Below are 17,138 nucleotides of genomic sequence, written 5' to 3' on the forward strand. Positions count from 1 at the left end.
TCTTTAGAGTGATGCTCTTTGCTAAAATAGAGATAAAGCGGCGGGCAATATGTCCACCGCTTTGACATGTATAACCGCTTCAGGTCTACTCGACGTTGAAGCGGTTTTTTATTTTATTTCAATGCGTTATTTATCATCTGATTAATAAACTGATAATGATTTTTCACTTCATCGCTCACGTGTCTTGAAAGGCGCATTTTACGAATCGCGTGGAGTTGCGCTAAAGCCTCAGAGCGAGTCACAAAATCGTGCTCACTTTCATTCTCTTTATCAAGATTTGCGATCACAATCAGACGTTGTACATAGCTAACCTGCAGCATTTGACTGATGCTGTTGACTTGTCTGGCATCGACAAAAATAGCGTTAGTTAATTCACTGAGCATCTGATTGACGCTGTATTGGTTACCATACAATCGACTATCGCTGAGACGCATCGTGACGTTAGGATGCAATAGATGATCGAGGACCATTTGCTGCATAGCAAAGAGGCGTTGGTGAGGTTTCGGATCCTCATTGATACCGTATCGATCAAATCCGCGTCGTTGAGGCTGCATATAATTGAGTAGCGGCATCATCTCTTGTAAGACATCAGGGGCAAAGACATAGTTGGCTAAAGTACGCATTGCGCGCTGTTGATCAGCAAGGGCGACGGGAGTAAATGGTTTGACTTGTGGATCCTGTCCAACCACCGCTCGCTCAACATAAATACCACCGATATAGCGCGAAACAACATTGGCCTGATTGAGATAGTGATTAAAGAGCACATTCGCGCTGATCAATAACTGCTGATGAGATTGACCAGGTACGCGAGCCGTTTGCAATAATTGAGGATAGGTGTGCTTAATCAGCTCAAAACGTTGCGTCGCATAGGTAATAGGATCTGAGCTGTGTGCGCCAATCATTGCTCGAGGGTCAATGTGGACGCCAGGAAAGAGCATATCATCCGCATCGTTAGCAAATGCCAATTCAGGTTGATGGGAACGCTGTAAAATACTTTCTAGGCGTTGCGACTCTTGTTCAGGATCTGCAAGGGCGGGAGAGTAACCATATTCAATCGCCCAGATATCGTAAGGCCCAGGTAAATAACTGTAATAATCACCTTGAGGTTTACCGACGGGGGCTAAGTTAATCGGCGCGTAATCCATTACCGATCCCGACAAAACCCCTTTAGTGAGTGACTTATCATGAATTTGCTCATTATCCCATAAAGAGTGTGACTTCATATTATGGCTCAGCCCCAAGGTATGCCCGATTTCGTGCATCACTAAATGGCGTAAACCTTGTTGTAAACGCTCATTGTCGGCAAAGGCTTCGCCAGTCGGTAAACCATAAGTTGCTCTTGCCATCATCAAACCTTGCTGTAGAGAATGGGCGGCAGAGCAATGCACTTGTTGTCCGTTAATGGTATGAGTGTGCGTTTGCTGAGTTTGATTGACAGGCGCGAACACTTGCTCGGTTAACCAAACATTAGACAGAAAAATATGCTCTAACATGATGTTTGCGGCAATAATTTCACCGGTTAAAGGGTTCGCCAGCGAAGGGCCGTAACCGCCAAACAGAGGTTGAGGAGAAGAGGTCCAGCGTAGTACGTTATAATTAATATCTCCCGCTTCCCACTCGGCATCATCCGGCTGCTCTTTGACGACCAATGCATTTTTAAATCCCGCAGCTTCAAAGGCGATATTCCATCCTTCTACTCCTTGACGAATCGCTTCTCGCCATTCATGAGGAGTGGTGTTTTCAATCCACCACACAATAGGTTCTACGGGTTCTGAGAGCGCTTGCTCTGGGTGTTTTTTCTCTAAGTGCCAGCGATTAATCACATCACCATAAGGAGCCCAACTGCTATCGGTCATCCGATCAAACGATTGAGTAAAGTAGCCAATTCGCGCGTCATCGACGCGTGGTTGATAGTTATTCTCAGGCAGTGCAATCAATGAATGTTGAAGACGGATTTGCGTGATCCGTGCATCGGCTTGAGCAGCAGAGCTCTCTTGTGGCTCATTGTTTAAGAATACATAGTCGATCACCACGTCGACATTACGCGGATAGACGCGCTCTGCGCTAAAACGCGAGCGATGTTCAAGCAGCTCTCCCATCATAAACCCTGCTCCTGATGAACGTCGGTCGAGAGTAGGCGTCAGTTTATGCAGTGCATCGCCGATGAATAATCTATCCGCGCTTAGTAGGATTTGCCCTTCTTCCTCGGCAATGATTGGTAGGGTTGCGAGGGTTGCTTGGCTAATATTCGCGTTAGCTGCTCGGGATAGAGGATTGTTGGGATCAAATTGAAAACGAGGATTCAACGCAACGATATCAATTCTATCGAAATAGCGACGAAATTCGATGACGCGAGTTTCACGAAAGTTGCCCCGAAAATGCCCTGCTTCAACAATACCATCCAGACTTTGGGCAAGATAAATCATTGGCTGATTGAGCTGTGATTCATTGATGGCAAATAGCGTCTCACCGGTAGTTTGGTCGCGATAAAAATTAATGAAACCTTCTTTATGACTCATGGTTTCAACGATACTGCTGTAACTCATGGAGTCATCGACAGTAGGCTCTTCAGCCCATAGTGGCGAGGAACTTAATAACGCTCCAGCAAGTAGCGCGGTAACTAAACGTTGACGAGAATGCATTATCATGCGGTAACGGTCCTTTATTATTGGAGGATATACCCTTCCTATTGGAGACGGTAGCGGTGTTTACTGTGAGCCTTTACCCTAGTCACCGAGTTATCTGTGTCTAGGGAATAATTAAACTGGCTAACTATCTGCAATGCCAAGTCGATAGACGCACAGGCAACCACACACTTCAAACCTAGCTCATTGAATAGTCGCGAGTATTGAGCTCGGCTATCAGACCATTATGCAACAATAAAGTTTATTTATGGAGAGTAGAAAAGAGTAAATCATGAGGCTCTCGATGCAATAACTAGCAAAACCCAGTGGGTAATCCAGTCAATCATTGAGCATAGAAGGGCGAAGATTAGATAAGATCTCTCTTGCTCTCAAAGGAGGACGAATCAGAGAGATAAGATAATGAAGAAGGGCTGAGCCCTTCTTCATCAAGAGATTTACAGTGAAATAAACAAACCAGCCAAACAAGCACTCATTAGGTTAGCAAGAGTGCCAGCAATCACGGCTTTCAGGCCTAAATTGGCGACCTCTGCTCGACGCTCTGGTGCCATAACGCCAATCGAACCGAGCTGAATCGCTATCGAACCAATATTGGCAAAGCCACACAAAGCAAAGGTAATAACCACTTGGCTGTACTCAGACAGTGCTTCTTTATGTTGGATAAAATCAATAAAGGCCACAAACTCATTCATGATCACTTTTTGGCCGATATAAGACCCCGCTTGAATCATTTCATGAGCAGGGATACCGAGTATCCAAGCCAGTGGTGCAAACAGATAGCCGAGTAAGAGCTGTAAAGTGATACCTTGTAAACCAAACAGTTCAGCAAAGCTCTCTAACCCAGTATTGACCATAGCGATTACGCTGACAAACGCGATGAGCATGGTTCCGACCGCGACAGCCACCTTCATGCCATTCATTGCGCCGCTTGCCAGAGCATCAATCACATTACTTTGTTCGCTACCATCAATGTGTACATCGGTCTGATCGCACGGTTTTCCTGCTTCAGGGACGATGATTTTCGCCATGAGCAAGCTACCGGGCGCCGCCATAAAGCTAGCGGCAATCAGATATTTTAGCTCAATACCGAGTCCTGCATAGCCTCCGAGCACACTACCTGCTACAGAAGCCATTCCGCCAGTCATTACTGCAAATAGCTCTGAGCGAGTTAATTTAGGTAAGAAGGGACGCACTAATAGCGGGGATTCACCTTGTGACAAGAAAATGTTGCCCGTAGCGACTAAAGACTCGGCTTTGCTGGTGCCTAAAAAGCGCTGGATCCCGCCGCCTAACCAAGCGATGACTTTTTGCATAATGCCTAAATAGTACAGCGCAGAGATCAGCGCGCTAAAAAAGATAATGATCGGCAAAACACGAATTGCAAAGATAAACCCAGTATTGGCTAAATCACCAAATAAGAAGGCGATGCCTACATCAGCAAAGCCTAACAGACTTGAAACACCTTGACTGAGCGCACCCAGTGCGGCTTGTCCCCAAGGAAAGTATAAGACCAGTGCAGCAAAGCTGACTTGCAGTAATAGCGCCCGTGAAACCGTTCTCCAATTAATAATCGTACGTTTCTCTGAGAGCAGATACGCCAAAGCGAGCAAGACCAGCATGCCCAATAAACTAAAAATAATTGTCATAATTTTTTTCGATGTCGTGAATGAATGGAAAGAGAGTGGGTGTCATGTTTATAAAAGGCGGGAACAGGCTACGGCACTGGCTAGCAGTGTAGGAGGGAAGTAATGACCTAAGCGGTCGCCGTTGTCTGTTCATAAAGCACCTTTACAAGCAAAGTTAACGAGCTGGTCCTATCCTAGGGTCGTTCACTATTCCATATGACGGCTTGTATTGGTGAGTTCGGATGCACACCGAGCGCGGAGTATAGCGATACAAAAAGAGATTTTCATCACATTTATTCAATTAATGAATGCGCAGTTTCGATTCTTTCACCGATTAAGCTAAGTAATCGGTTGCTTTGAACATTCCCTGCCATATTTTTTATTGGATCATCATTTATGATGTCTTGAAATAAATGGTTTATTTATAAAATAAAGTTTCATAAAGCCTAATTATCGAAAATAAGAGTAATAATATACGGCATGACTATGCATCAATGGTGATTATTTTTTCTCTTTTCGATTATGGGTTTCTATTTACTGAGTCGTGGATATTAAGCCAATCAATGTAGATTTTTGAGAGCGGGAAAATAAAAAAGGCTTAAATCTGCATTACCATCTATTAAAGTAATTCACTTATTTTTCAGTTTATTACGTTGGTTTTTGTTATGTTATTGACTTGCTTTGGTTGGTTTTTTGTTAAAAGTGTTGATATTTTTCTTTGTTTGAATTTACTATGTGAACAAGACAAAGTTAATTAATGTTTAGTAATAACCACCAAATTTTAAATAAATAGTAGCACTTCTGGATAATAATCCTTACTTGTTAGCATAACGTGTCAAAAATAATGCATTTTTAGTGATGAGTAGACAGTAAGAATTATTTGTGTGGCTATTTTGCATGGTTATGTTCTTCGTTTACGCCCAAGAACATCGCCCATCACAACAAGGATTCAAGTTATGATGCTTATTCGCCCAGTGACTAGGGATGACAAACCCGCATTGCTAGCTTTAGCTAAAAAAACCGGAGTGGGATTCACTTCGTTACCTCATCATGAACAGCGTTTAGCGCAGCGAATTGAAAGAATGCTGGCGACTTGGCAAGGAGACGCGCCACTGCATGATCAAGGTTATCTGTTTGTCTTGGAAGAGACAGAAAGCCAGCAAGTAGTTGGTGTCAGTGGTTTAGAAGTGGCGATTGGTTTAAATGAACCGTGGTACGATTTCCGGGTTGGGACTTTGGTGCATGCGTCCAAAGAGCTCGATGTTTATAACCAAATGCCGACCTTATTTTTGAGTAATGATCATACGGGATGCAGTGAGCTGTGCACACTCTTTCTCGATCCTGATTTTCGATTAGGTAAACATGGCCATTTATTATCGAAAAGTCGTTTGCTGTTTATGGCGAGTTTCCGAGAACATTTCACCGATAAATTAATTGCTGAGATGCGTGGTGTATCTGACGATAGTGGTTATTCACCGTTTTGGGAAAGCCTTGGGCGACGATTCTTTTCGATTGAGTTTAGTCAAGCGGATCATTTAACAGGGATTGGTCAAAAAGCGTTTATCGCCGAATTAATGCCGAAACATCCTCTGTATGTCGATTTTTTATCGGAGTCTGCGCAGCAGGTGATTGCTAAGGTGCATCCGAATACTGAACCTGCGCGTAAAATTCTTGAAGATGAAGGGATGCGCTATGAAGGCTACATCGATATTTTCGATGCGGGTCCGACATTGGAAGCGTACATTGATGATTTACGCATGGTTCGCGACAGTGAGTTATGTGAGGTGTTGATCGTTGACTCACCGCCCCAAGGTGAGATCACGTGGCTGATTGGTAACCTAAGTTATCATCACTATCGAGCAATGATCAGTAATGCGCAATACGCTGATCAGCAGATAAGGTTGACCGCTGAGCAAGCGGATCAATTGCGGGTCCAACAAGGTGATAAAGTCAGAATTGCCTCATTATTTGCGCAGCCGCGTGTGGCCGCGAGTTATTAATGTTCCCTTTTAAAATCAATAACAATAAGGACGTTGTCTATGTCAGCTTATGAAGTGAATTTTGATGGTCTAGTTGGGCTTACCCATAATTACGCTGGATTATCGTTTGGTAATGTAGCGTCAACTTCGAATAAAAATGCGGCTTCCAATCCGCAGCTAGCTGCGCTGCAAGGGCTCAGCAAGATGAAAGCACTTCATGATATGGGGTTCGTACAGGGTATATTACCTCCCCAAGAACGCCCTTGTATGGCGACTTTGCGTGAATTAGGCTTTAGTGGACGCGATGAGCAAATACTGGCTAAGGTTGCCAAGCAAGCTCCACAGCTGTTGGCTAATGTGAGTTCCGCTTCATCGATGTGGGTTGCTAATGCTGCGACGGTTTCTCCTTCGGCGGATACGGCCGATAACAAGGTTCACTTTACGGTTGCTAATCTGAATAATAAATTTCATCGTTCAATTGAAGCCACGACAACCCGCCGAGCACTGCAAGCGGTATTTTCTTCTGTTGAGCATTTTGTCCACCATGCTGCGTTGCCTCAACAAGCCCTTTTCGGTGATGAAGGGGCGGCAAATCATAATCGGTTATGTCGTGATTATGCAGCTCCCGGGGTCGAGTTGTTTGTGTATGGTCGTCAAGCATGGGGAGGAGATGTTGAACCACAGCGTTTTCCTGCTCGACAAACTCGTGAAGCGAGTGAAGCGGTGGCACGGTTGCATCAATTAAACGCTGCGCAGCGAGTGTTTATCCAGCAAAATCCGGCGGTGATCGATCAAGGGGTTTTTCATAATGATGTGATTGCGGTCAGCAATGGACCGGTGCTTTTCCATCATCAGCAAGCGTTTCTCGATCAAGCGCGCGCTTTTGCTGAGCTAGAACAAAAGCTGAACGCTTTAGACAGCCCATTTATCCCGATTGAAGTTCCGACCGAGTTAGTTGCGGTGCAAGATGCGGTAGACAGCTATTTATTTAACAGCCAGCTACTCACTAAAACCGATGGCAAAATGCTGATTGTCGTTCCTGAAGAGTCCCGTCAAAACCCGCGAGTGTGGGCGTATCTGCAGCAATTGATCAGCAGCGGTGGTCCGATTGATGAAGTTAAGGTGTTTGACCTGCGCGAAAGTATGTGTAATGGCGGCGGTCCGGCTTGTTTACGTTTGCGTGTTGTTCTCAATTCACAAGAGCTTAAAGCAACCAATTCGCGCTGTTTAATGAATGATCAACGCTTTGAAACGCTCAATCAATGGGTGAAAAAGCATTATCGCGATCGATTACTTGAGGCGGATTTGGCTGATCCACAATTATTAATAGAGAATCGAACCGCGCTTGATGAGCTAACTCAGATCATGGGCTTAGGATCGTTATATCCATTTCAGCGAGCCTAATTGGTTGAATCTGAAAAATAAAGGTCAGTTCTCTCACGGATGGACAAGAGCAGGACGTGGCTTCCTGTTACAGCTGGTTATCCTTTTTATCGTCCGTGTTTAAGGGTTAACCTTGTCTGTGGAAATTCTCACTATTGAGAATTTCCACAATTAATTATTGTGCTTTCCAAATAAAATGGAAACAACCTCTCAAAAATGCAGCTCATCTCTAAGATACATAAACCCTTTTAGTTAATTTGCGGCGCGGTTAACAGAGACTATTGGATCCGATTGAGTAACACAGCTGGATTCTCTAATTTGACTCTAGGCACTCTTGATTTAGGCTATGGTCATGTCTTCTCGTACCCTAGTAAAACAGCTCTCGACTTGCAGTAGTCATCGTATGTTGACTGAGGTTATCTTTCCCTTTTTACGCCAGATACTCTTACCTCAGGCGATGCACATCTTCCATGCACCTTCTCATCCCCATCAGGCAAAGAGTATTTTTACCGTAGGGCAACCGCTGTCAGTAGCTCAGTATCCAGAGACATTTTGGTTGTGGGCCGCTCAATTTGATTGCGCCGATAGCTTGATCCCGCTTGCGACCAATACTTGCAACTGGGATTATCAGCAAGCTATCCCATCAGAAGCGTATTTATTCACCCTCGATAACCACAGCGATAAACGTACCTATTTATTGTTTGAGGGAGTTTGTGAGCAGCGGGTGAGTCAGTTATTAGCGACAGGGGGACTTGAATGTTTACCGCTGATAGCGGCTCGTTGGCAGTGTATCCGTGCTGAAACAGACGCCGCACAAGAGTTTAAGCTCCGTGATAGCCGTGAGGCTAAGTATCGCGATGAGTTAACGCAGCGCGAAATTTTTATTGATAACATGAAACTGGTGCATCAATTAGCTCTTACCTTATCAAATCCGAGCAATTTGGATGAGTTGCATCGTGCATCGGTTGAAGCGGTGCGCGATAAGCTGGGGTTTGATCGAGTGGCTTTATTTTTATTAGACATCAAAAAACGCTGTTTTAGCGGCACTTATGGGACGGATGAGCAAGGACGAACGATAAGTGAGCATCATACTCAGTTCGATTTACATCAGTTAGAGCCACGATATATCGAAGCGATCGCCGACGGAAACTCAACGTTGGTGATCATCGATGATGCGCCGTTGTATACCGCAGGTGAGGTGATAGGACAGGGATGGAACGGCATGCTATTGTTGCGTGATGGTGAAGAAGTGTTTGGTTGGATAGCGATGGATAATTATTTTCGTCGTCAACCGATAGGTGATTATCAACGCCAAATGCTCGGATCTTTTGCTTCGTTATTAGCGCAAATTTATATCCGCAAACGGCAGGAACAAAACATGCGCATGTTACATGCGAGTATGGTCGAGTTATCGCGTTGTTTGACGGTGAGTGAAGTGTGTAAAACGGCGGTAGCCTTTGCGATTAAGCGCATGGGTATTGATCGTATGGCGGTGTTTCTGACCGATGAACAATGCAGTTACTTGCAAGGAACTTGGGGAACCGATATTCAAGGGAATATCGTCGATGAGGCGTATTTTCGTAGTTCTGCCATCGATAGTGAAATCGTCCTTTTAGCCAAACAATCACCGAATGAGGTGGTATTTAAAGAATCGGTGCCCATTTATCACGACAGTCAAATTGTTGGATTTGGTTGGACGGCGATGACGATGTTGACTGATAACGATAAACCATTGGCGTTTATTTCAGCCGATAACCTGATCCGCCGCTCTCCGTTAACGTCTCAGTTACGAGAAGTGATCCGCATGTTTGCCTCCAATTTAACCGAAGTTTTAATGCGTGCTAAAGCTCAGCAAGCGATCAATGAATTGAATGAAAACCTAGAGCGTGAAATCTATAATCGTACCCGAGAGCTACAAAAAGCCAATGAGAAGCTGGATTTACTGGCCAAAATGGATCCACTGACGCGTTTAGGCAATCGGCGTATGTTGACTCATTTGTTAGAGCAAATCTGCGAACAACATACCGTTCATTCGGTTGATTACGGCGTGATTCTGCTCGATATTGATCACTTTGGCTTATTTAATAACTATTATGGGCATCTTGAAGGAGACATCGCATTAATGCGGATTGGTAAAGTGCTCAGTCAACATACTCAGTCTGATGGAGAGCAATTTTGCCGGATCGGCGGCGAAGAGTTTGTCTTGCTACTGGCTAGGCATAATGCTCAGCAAGTCGCCTCGTTAGCAGAAACGATTCGCTGTGCGGTCGAGCAAGAGAATATTCCACATCACACTAGCCCTGTTTCTTCATGTTTAACGGTCTCGATTGGTTACTCTGTTGCTCGTTTTACGCCGAGTGAAATTCAATTTGAGCGTATGTACGCTGAAGCCGATAAAGCGCTTTATCAAGCAAAGCATCAAGGACGCAATACCGTAGTTGGGGCCGAATTGACCCCAACGTTGCCGGATTCATTGGATCATCTGCTCTCCTAATGACAAAGCCAATGCGCCTTGTCTTCACCTAGCCCGTTATAATTTCGCTAAGGGATGTTGAGTCTTAGCTGACCGCTTTAGCGCTTCTTGTTGAAGACGTTTTATTAGCGTATTAAGGGCTTGGTAGTCGCACGTTTGGTTTTTTAATGAAAATTTATTTTCATGCAGTGTATTCAGGGTTTGTCGTACTTGCTCTCGCTCTGCATCAGTCAATGGACTTTCATTTAACCAGCGTGAGAGGGCATGGTTAATCATCATCGCATCTTGAGTGGTTAAGGCATTCTGTAGCTGTTGCCAAGCGGAGCTAGGCTGAATATTGGTTGTTTCTTGTTCATTCAATCGGGTATGTTTTCGATATAAACGCCAATACAATCCGAGCGTGACTAGCCAGAAAGTTGCCAATAAGGCGGCCAGATACGGCCATAATCCTGCCTCTTTAACAATTATTGTTTGAGCAGACATTGCTGTCGTATGGTTCGGTTCAGAGGGCGAGATAGCATTGATGGGCTGAGTCGCTGAAACATCAAGGGATAAGCCTTTCGCTTGACTTAATTGGGCCTGTTTAGTGCGGCTATTCCACCAATGAATATTGATATCCGGCAGTTGGATTTCACCACTTCGCCGCGGGATCAACACCTGTTTGAGTTGCATCAGTGTATCTCCGTTATCTAAAGTGGTGAATTGTGGCTTTTGCTCGTAAACGCTAATCGAATCAGGATAACTCAGAGCAAGAGAGGGCAACTGCTCTGCAGAGAGCCCAGCCACTTGCAGGGTAATATCTCGGGTTAGAGCCTCTCCCACTTCGAGAGGATAAACGCTATCGGTGATAGGTGTGCCTTGACTGTTGGTCCAATGATCGGTGAGCGTCAACTGTGAGGTCGGTAGCCATGCCCCTTGGTAGTCACTCGGCTGCGGTTCAACCACTAATGAATAAGTGTTGGGTTCAGTCTTGAGGGGAATAATGCGCGCTCCACCATGTAACGTATTCCCTAAAAGGTATGAGCCTTGAAAACGAGGTTCAACTAAACGATATTCCCCTGCTTGAGTCGCTGTTAAGCGATACTGTTGCTCAATAATGGTCGCTTCTATCCCTGCGATCACCGTCTGATATTGTTGAGTTTCACCAATCTGATCAATAGTCATCCCATCCACGGACGGTGGTGTGATGTGGGTGTTTTGTAAGCGGCGGCGATCCGCTTTGATGGTAAGACGAGTCGTTAAGATAGTACTTTCTGCTGGATACAGAGTATCTCGTGACAAGGTACTGTGTAGTTGAACCAGTTCATCCATCTGTGGTGCTTGTTCATCAACACTGACTTGTATCGAGATGGGGTCGGTGTGTTGGCCGTTAAGCTCAAAGCTTGGGATAGTTAAGATACCTAAGCGATTGGCGGCTAGCGATAATGTCCATTCGCTGCGCTGGCTACGTTGATTGTTAATGATATTGACTGAAGACGCAAAGCTTGGGCGGCTGGTAAAAAAGTCCTCTTCTAGATGACTAAAATCAATCGCTTCTGCATTGGCAGGTTGATCACTGACAAGACGCAGTTGAAAGACTTCGTTTTGGACGACTTTATTTTTGCTGACCGTAGCATAAAACGATGCACTATAAGCCGAGAGACTGATGCTAGTGAGCAATATCATTAGCCAAAATGAAAAGTTGAGTCGTAACAATTTCATCACCATGGATTACCTTGATTTTGGGGAGTTGATTTCTCTTGAGCTTGTAAATACAGCTGTGCACGTAATAAGAGACTCGGATCGCGAGCGCTCTCGACTTGCTCTAAACGGCGCAGTAGCGGATCGCTTTCTTGTGTACTAGCTGGGGTTTGATCCACCGTTGGCTCATGGGGCAAATCTGGTTCTGATGCATTCGGCTCGGTCGGTGTTGCTGCTGAGTCAGATGTCTTTTCATCCGTATTTAACGTATCTGTATTTGACGAAGCCGAAGGTTCTGCATTCGGGCTGTTATCTTGGGGCGATTCTGATTGCGCTGACGAATGTGAGTCATCCCCGTTTTGGGGCGAGCTTTTCTCTTTCTCAGAGCTCGGATTGGCTTCGTTGCCCGGTGACGAATCTGCTTGCGACGAAGCATCGTCAGCGTCAGACTCTTGTTGCTGTTGCTGTTGCTGTTGCTGTTGCTGTTGCTGTTGCTGTTGCTGTTCAAGCGCTTGCTTTACCACCATTAAATTATGCTGCGCATCAGCATGCTGCGGATTATTGGCGAGTATATGCTGATAACGTTGTAGCGCTTCGGTCAGCTCACCAGCTTGGGCGAAAGCATTGGCTAGATTATATTGTACTTGCTCGCTGGGATTCTTGATTTGACTAAGCACGTCAATCGCACCTTGATAATCTCCGGCTTGATAGCGCGCAACACCTTGCCATTCTGGTTGAGAAAATAACCGTGCTGCGGTTTGATAATCACCTTGTTGATAAGCCTGCAGCGCTTGCTGATTTTGATTTAGCCATGCAGAGGCGTGTGCCGGTGAAACGGTTAAGCTACTACTCAGTGTTAGTAACGCCACCCAAATATAGCCACGTCTAAATAGTAATGCGGCTGGCAAAATGAGCAATAAAATCAACCAATAGCCTTGGTTTATTGCCACCGAGAGTGGCTCGGCTGATGTGGATAATGAAGCCTGATACTGAGATTGAGTGGCACTTAATAGACGGGTGACATCCTGATCATCTCCTCGATAAGCAACGAATAAGCCTTGCACTTCGTTAGCTAAATCTTGCATCAGTGAAAAATTGGTTTTAGCAATGACCGGTTGGCCATATTGATCGTTGAGTAGTGTGCCATCAGGCATAGCAATGGGTGCTCCACTTTCGGTTCCGATACCGAGCAAGCTTAACTGCCATGGTTTACCACGCACTAAAGCAGAGATCGCCGATGCTTCATTGGCGGAAAGATCGTCGGCGATTAATAGAATATCGCCTTGTTGAAATCCCGCTTGTTGGAGCATCTCAATGGCCAGTGCTACCCCTGCCGCCGCATTGGCTCCCGGTAATGGCATGATACTTGGCGATAAGTTCGGAACTAAGCTCGCAATCGTGGCTGTGTCGGTAGTTAAAGGGCTGACAATATAGGCATCCCCAGCGTAGGCGACCAAACCTGTGCTGCCTTCTTGCCAGCCGTTGAGTAAATCGAACACTTTGTAACGAGCTTGAGACAGTCGATTTGGCTTGATATCGGTAGCATACAGCGATCGTGACATGTCCATCACCACGACACGGCCACTCTGCTGGCTATAACTTGGCCGAGGCTGTTTTTCAAAACTAGGTCCTGCTAAAGCAATGAGGGCGATTAGCCAGCACACACCGAGCCCACCCAAAACAAGTGATTGCCGCTGACGACCCGCTAACCCTAATGCTTGGGCCAAATGGGGAGCAATGAGAGGTGTGGTTGTGGCGTATCGCAAAAGCCCAATAAGCACGAGGCCAACAGGTAGGATCCCGAGTAACCATAGGGGCGAAAGAAACATAAACTCAGACATGATGTCTCCTCAGCATCATCAAAATGATAGAAAGTAACAAACTTAGTGCTAACGGATAGCTGAATATTTCTTTTTGAGGTCGCCAAACATGAGTCGCTTGCTGAATCGGTTCAAGTTTATCGATCGTCTGATAAATGGTCTGTAAATCGTGTTTATCGCGCGCTCTGAAATACTGTCCCCCCGTCAAATCAGCAATCTTTTGTAGGGTTGCTTCATCAAGATCTTCAGCAGTATTAATACGACGCGTCATAAAAAAATCTCTTACCATCATTTCACCAGCCCCCACGCCCACCGTGTAAATCGTGGTGTGATACTGTTTAGCGATGTGTGCGGCTTCGATAGGGTCAAGTACGCCGGCATTGTTACTGCCATCACTGAGGAGGATCATCACCCGCTGCGGGGCATTACTCTCAATAAAGGTTTTGGTCGCAAGGCCAATACCATCGCCGATGGCAGTTTGAGTGCCGATCAGACGTAAAACGGCTTGATTAAGCTGTTGAGCGACCGTGGTTCTATCGAGAGTGAGCGGTGTTTGTAAATAGGCGTGATCCGCAAAAAAAATCAGTCCGAGGCGATCGCCTTGCCGCTGAGCGATAAAGTCACTAAGTACCTGTTTGACTGCCGTGAGACGATCGATATATTCATCGCCTATTTGCATGTCTTTTTGATTCATAGAATAAGACAGGTCGACCACCAACATCATATCTCTATGAGGCTGAGAGTGTGTAATGGGTTCACCATACCAAACAGGGCGTGCTGCCGCTGCGACGAGGCATATCCAAAGTGTTAGCACCAAACCTTTCATCAGCCATTGCTGTGGTTGGTGGTTATCACTGGACGGAGGAAGATAAGTGAGAGGTACTGCAGTAGTGGGTGGTTGCGGCGGTAAAAAAAAGTACACCAACAGTGGCAGTGGCAGTAAAGCCCACAGCCACCACCATACAAATTCAACGTTTGCCAAGGTTTCCTAAACTCCTCTTTTTCGGGGGCAATGCTTTATCTATCCACAAGTAGCAATCCGCAACCAAACGCTCCGGATGCTCGATGGGTTGTTTTTGATATAAGGCTTGTTGCCATAACGTGAGATTTGGCACAAAGAGAGGTTGCCCCAATTGGTTATCTAAAAAAACGTACCAGTCATGGCCCGTGAGGTGAGCAATGTCTTCACGTGGGAAATAACACAGCGCTGCTTGTCTCAGCAATTCAATCGCAGAAGAGGGGGTCTGATAACCCGCAGGCATACCGAGTAAACGTAGGGCTGTTTTTTTCGGAGCGAGGCGCTTACGTTTCCAGTGGATAAAAAAAGCAACCAATAGAATAACGCTAACAGCGCCTGCTGCGCTTGCCCACCATCCCCATGCTAATGGCCACCAAGAGGGCAAAGCAGGAAGATGAAGAGCATTAAGGTCGAGTAGTGATGAGGCTGCCTGCATTTAATTTAGAGTCCGGATAGTTGTGGTAACAAAGGCCGCCCACAAGAGAGTAGGCGATAGTCCATTGCCATACGTTGGCTCAATAATTTTAGTTTTAGTTTCTGAGATTCAAAGGATTTTTTGATACCGTCGCGGGTATTATTTGCTGAAAAGTTGAGCCAGCGCGTGTGTTGGTTATTTCTTACACGTTCTATACCACGAAAAGCGGTGATACCTTGCTCCAATGGATCGGCAATCTGTACTATGCGGACTTGATTATGGCGGCTTAATCGACTTAGTAATGGCTGCATTCCGTCATCATAGCGTACGAAATCGCTGAGCAAGATAATCTCACTGCCTTTAGGACAGAGTCGATCAAGCGTGAGTAAACCTTCCTGCATGGACGAATTTGATGCAGTAGTCGTTTGTTGCGCTTGTGTTTGTCTACTGACTAGTTCAGATAGAATACGCAATGCGCCATTACGCCGTGCGGTGGGTTTTAGTTCAATTAACTGGTTTCCAAGATCAATAACCGCACCAATTCGATCTTGTTGTGCCACGGCTAACCAACTGATTAAACTTGCCATATGAGCAGCTTGCACGGATTTAAACAGCAAAGTCGAACCAAACTGCATCGAAGGGCTAAAATCGACATAAACAACAACGGGTTTTTCTCGTTCTTCACAAAAGAGCTTAGTGTGTGGTTTACCCGTTCTTGCTGTTACTCGCCAATCGATGCTTCTGATATCATCGCCAGCCTGATATTGGCGCACTTCAGCAAAATCCATTCCACGGCCAAGTTGACGGCTTTGATGCTGACCGAGCAATGGAGCCCACAAACTTTTAGCTGGAGGGAGCCATTTCACGGCCTGTTGCTGGTAAGGCAGTAGTTCTTCAAGGCATAAGGTAACGCCATTGGCGTGCTCAGGTAATGATGATAGAGAAAGATTGGTCATCTATTTATCCTAGGCACTGCCGACTAATGTCAATAAGTGAGCAATAACTTGGTTGGGCGTGATGCCTTCTGCTTGCGCTTGATAAGTTAACAGTAATCGATGGCGAAGCACGGGATAGATCATCGCTTGGACATCCTCCGGGCTGACAAAATCTCTGCCGCTGAGCCAAGCATGCGCACGAGCACAACGATCTAAGGCGATAGTTGCGCGTGGGCTAACCCCCATCTCAATCCATTGAGCTAGTGTTGGGTCATACTCACTGGGATGACGGGTGGCCATGATAAGGCGGATGATATACTGCTCGATGGCCTCAGCCATATGGATATTGAGTACGGTTTGTCGAGCAGAAAAAATATCCGATTGACTCAAGACTGGCGGAGTAATAGAACGCTGTCCCAGAGCTTCTCCACGGTTAAGACGCAAAATAGCCAATTCATGTTCAGCATCAGGATAGCCCACTTCTAAATGCAATAAAAACCGATCCAACTGCGCCTCAGGTAAAGGATAAGTCCCTTCTTGCTCAATCGGGTTTTGTGTCGCCATCACTAGAAAAAGTGGCGGTAGTGAGTAGGTTTGACGTCCTGCGGTGATTTGTTTTTCAGCCATCGCTTCTAGCATTGCCGCTTGTACCTTGGCAGGAGCACGGTTTATTTCATCAGCGAGAACCAGTGAATGAAAAATAGGCCCAGGTTGGAAGGTGAATTCTCCTGTTTCTGGGCGGAAAATATCGGTACCGGTTAAGTCTGCTGGCAGTAAATCAGGGGTAAATTGTATACGATGAAACTCGCCTTCAATGCATTCAGCCAGTGATTTTACCGCACGAGTTTTTGCTAATCCTGGCGGGCCTTCAACCAAAATATGCCCATCCGCCAGTAAAGCAATCAGCAACTGTTGGATTAATGAGGATTGACCAATCACTTGCTGGTTTAAATAGTCTTGTAGTGTTTGAAAGGTAGTTAACTGCATGGACCTTAAACTCCCGATAGAAAAATCAGCTTTTGGTCAATGTATTACCCGAAAAGTTCCCACCAATACAGCAAAAAAATGCGGTACTTGAAGCGATTGGTGATGATTTCGACGCCGACGTTACGATGAGAAATGGAACGAAGTTCGGTATATAAATAAATGATTGGAAGAATACTCACCA

The 17,138-nt window shown here is 45.6% G+C and carries 11 protein-coding genes; 3 read left to right on the top strand and 8 right to left on the bottom strand.

Features of this window, described 5'->3' with window-relative positions:
* Positions 1 to 113: 113 nt before the first annotated feature.
* The gene (locus AACS00_RS08425) at positions 114 to 2,648 is read right to left on the bottom strand and encodes a zinc-dependent metalloprotease (protein ID WP_110167092.1); all 2,535 of its coding nucleotides are present in this window, start codon (positions 2,646 to 2,648) and stop codon (positions 114 to 116) included.
* Positions 2,649 to 3,079: 431 nt separating this feature from the next.
* Entirely contained in the window at positions 3,080 to 4,288 is a 1,209-nt protein-coding gene (locus AACS00_RS08430) for a NupC/NupG family nucleoside CNT transporter (protein WP_110167093.1), read from the bottom strand.
* Positions 4,289 to 5,223: 935 nt separating this feature from the next.
* On the opposite strand from AACS00_RS08430, the gene astA reads away from it, so the two are divergent.
* From astA to AACS00_RS08445, 3 genes are all read left to right on the top strand, one after another.
* On the top strand, positions 5,224 to 6,267 hold the full coding sequence (gene astA, locus AACS00_RS08435) for an arginine N-succinyltransferase (protein WP_110167094.1): 1,044 nt from the start codon (positions 5,224 to 5,226) through the stop codon (positions 6,265 to 6,267).
* A gap of 39 nt (positions 6,268 to 6,306) precedes the next feature.
* Positions 6,307 to 7,650: an N-succinylarginine dihydrolase gene (astB, locus tag AACS00_RS08440; protein ID WP_110167095.1), complete on the top strand. Its 1,344-nt coding sequence runs from the start codon at positions 6,307 to 6,309 to the stop codon at positions 7,648 to 7,650.
* A gap of 331 nt (positions 7,651 to 7,981) precedes the next feature.
* Positions 7,982 to 10,123: a sensor domain-containing diguanylate cyclase gene (locus tag AACS00_RS08445; RefSeq protein WP_110167096.1), complete on the top strand. Its 2,142-nt coding sequence runs from the start codon at positions 7,982 to 7,984 to the stop codon at positions 10,121 to 10,123.
* A gap of 36 nt (positions 10,124 to 10,159) precedes the next feature.
* Here the strand turns inward: AACS00_RS08445 and AACS00_RS08450 are convergent, their stop codons facing one another.
* From AACS00_RS08450 to AACS00_RS08475, 6 genes are read right to left on the bottom strand one after another with little or no spacing between them, the layout of a single operon-like run.
* Complete coding sequence (locus tag AACS00_RS08450; protein ID WP_110167278.1) at positions 10,160 to 11,803, bottom strand: BatD family protein; 1,644 nt, start codon at positions 11,801 to 11,803, stop codon at positions 10,160 to 10,162.
* A complete protein-coding gene (locus tag AACS00_RS08455) occupies positions 11,803 to 13,623 on the bottom strand; it encodes a VWA domain-containing protein (RefSeq protein WP_110167097.1) in 1,821 nt (606 codons plus the stop codon). The genes AACS00_RS08450 and AACS00_RS08455 overlap by 1 nt, the downstream gene beginning before the upstream one ends.
* Positions 13,616 to 14,584, bottom strand: a complete 969-nt coding sequence (locus AACS00_RS08460; RefSeq protein WP_110167098.1) for a vWA domain-containing protein — start codon at positions 14,582 to 14,584, stop codon at positions 13,616 to 13,618. The genes AACS00_RS08455 and AACS00_RS08460 overlap by 8 nt, the downstream gene beginning before the upstream one ends.
* Positions 14,571 to 15,056 (bottom strand): DUF4381 domain-containing protein, encoded by a 486-nt coding sequence (locus tag AACS00_RS08465; RefSeq protein ID WP_072670941.1) that lies wholly within the window; start codon positions 15,054 to 15,056, stop codon positions 14,571 to 14,573. The genes AACS00_RS08460 and AACS00_RS08465 overlap by 14 nt, the downstream gene beginning before the upstream one ends.
* 5 nt (positions 15,057 to 15,061) lie before the next feature.
* Entirely contained in the window at positions 15,062 to 15,991 is a 930-nt protein-coding gene (locus tag AACS00_RS08470) for a DUF58 domain-containing protein (protein ID WP_110167099.1), read from the bottom strand.
* 9 nt (positions 15,992 to 16,000) lie between these two features.
* On the bottom strand, positions 16,001 to 16,957 hold the full coding sequence (locus AACS00_RS08475; RefSeq protein ID WP_072670943.1) for an AAA family ATPase: 957 nt from the start codon (positions 16,955 to 16,957) through the stop codon (positions 16,001 to 16,003).
* Positions 16,958 to 17,138: the final 181 nt, after the last annotated feature.

This window comes from Vibrio sp. 11986-1-5, assembly GCF_963878025.1.
GTDB lineage: Bacteria > Pseudomonadota > Gammaproteobacteria > Enterobacterales > Vibrionaceae > Vibrio > Vibrio injensis.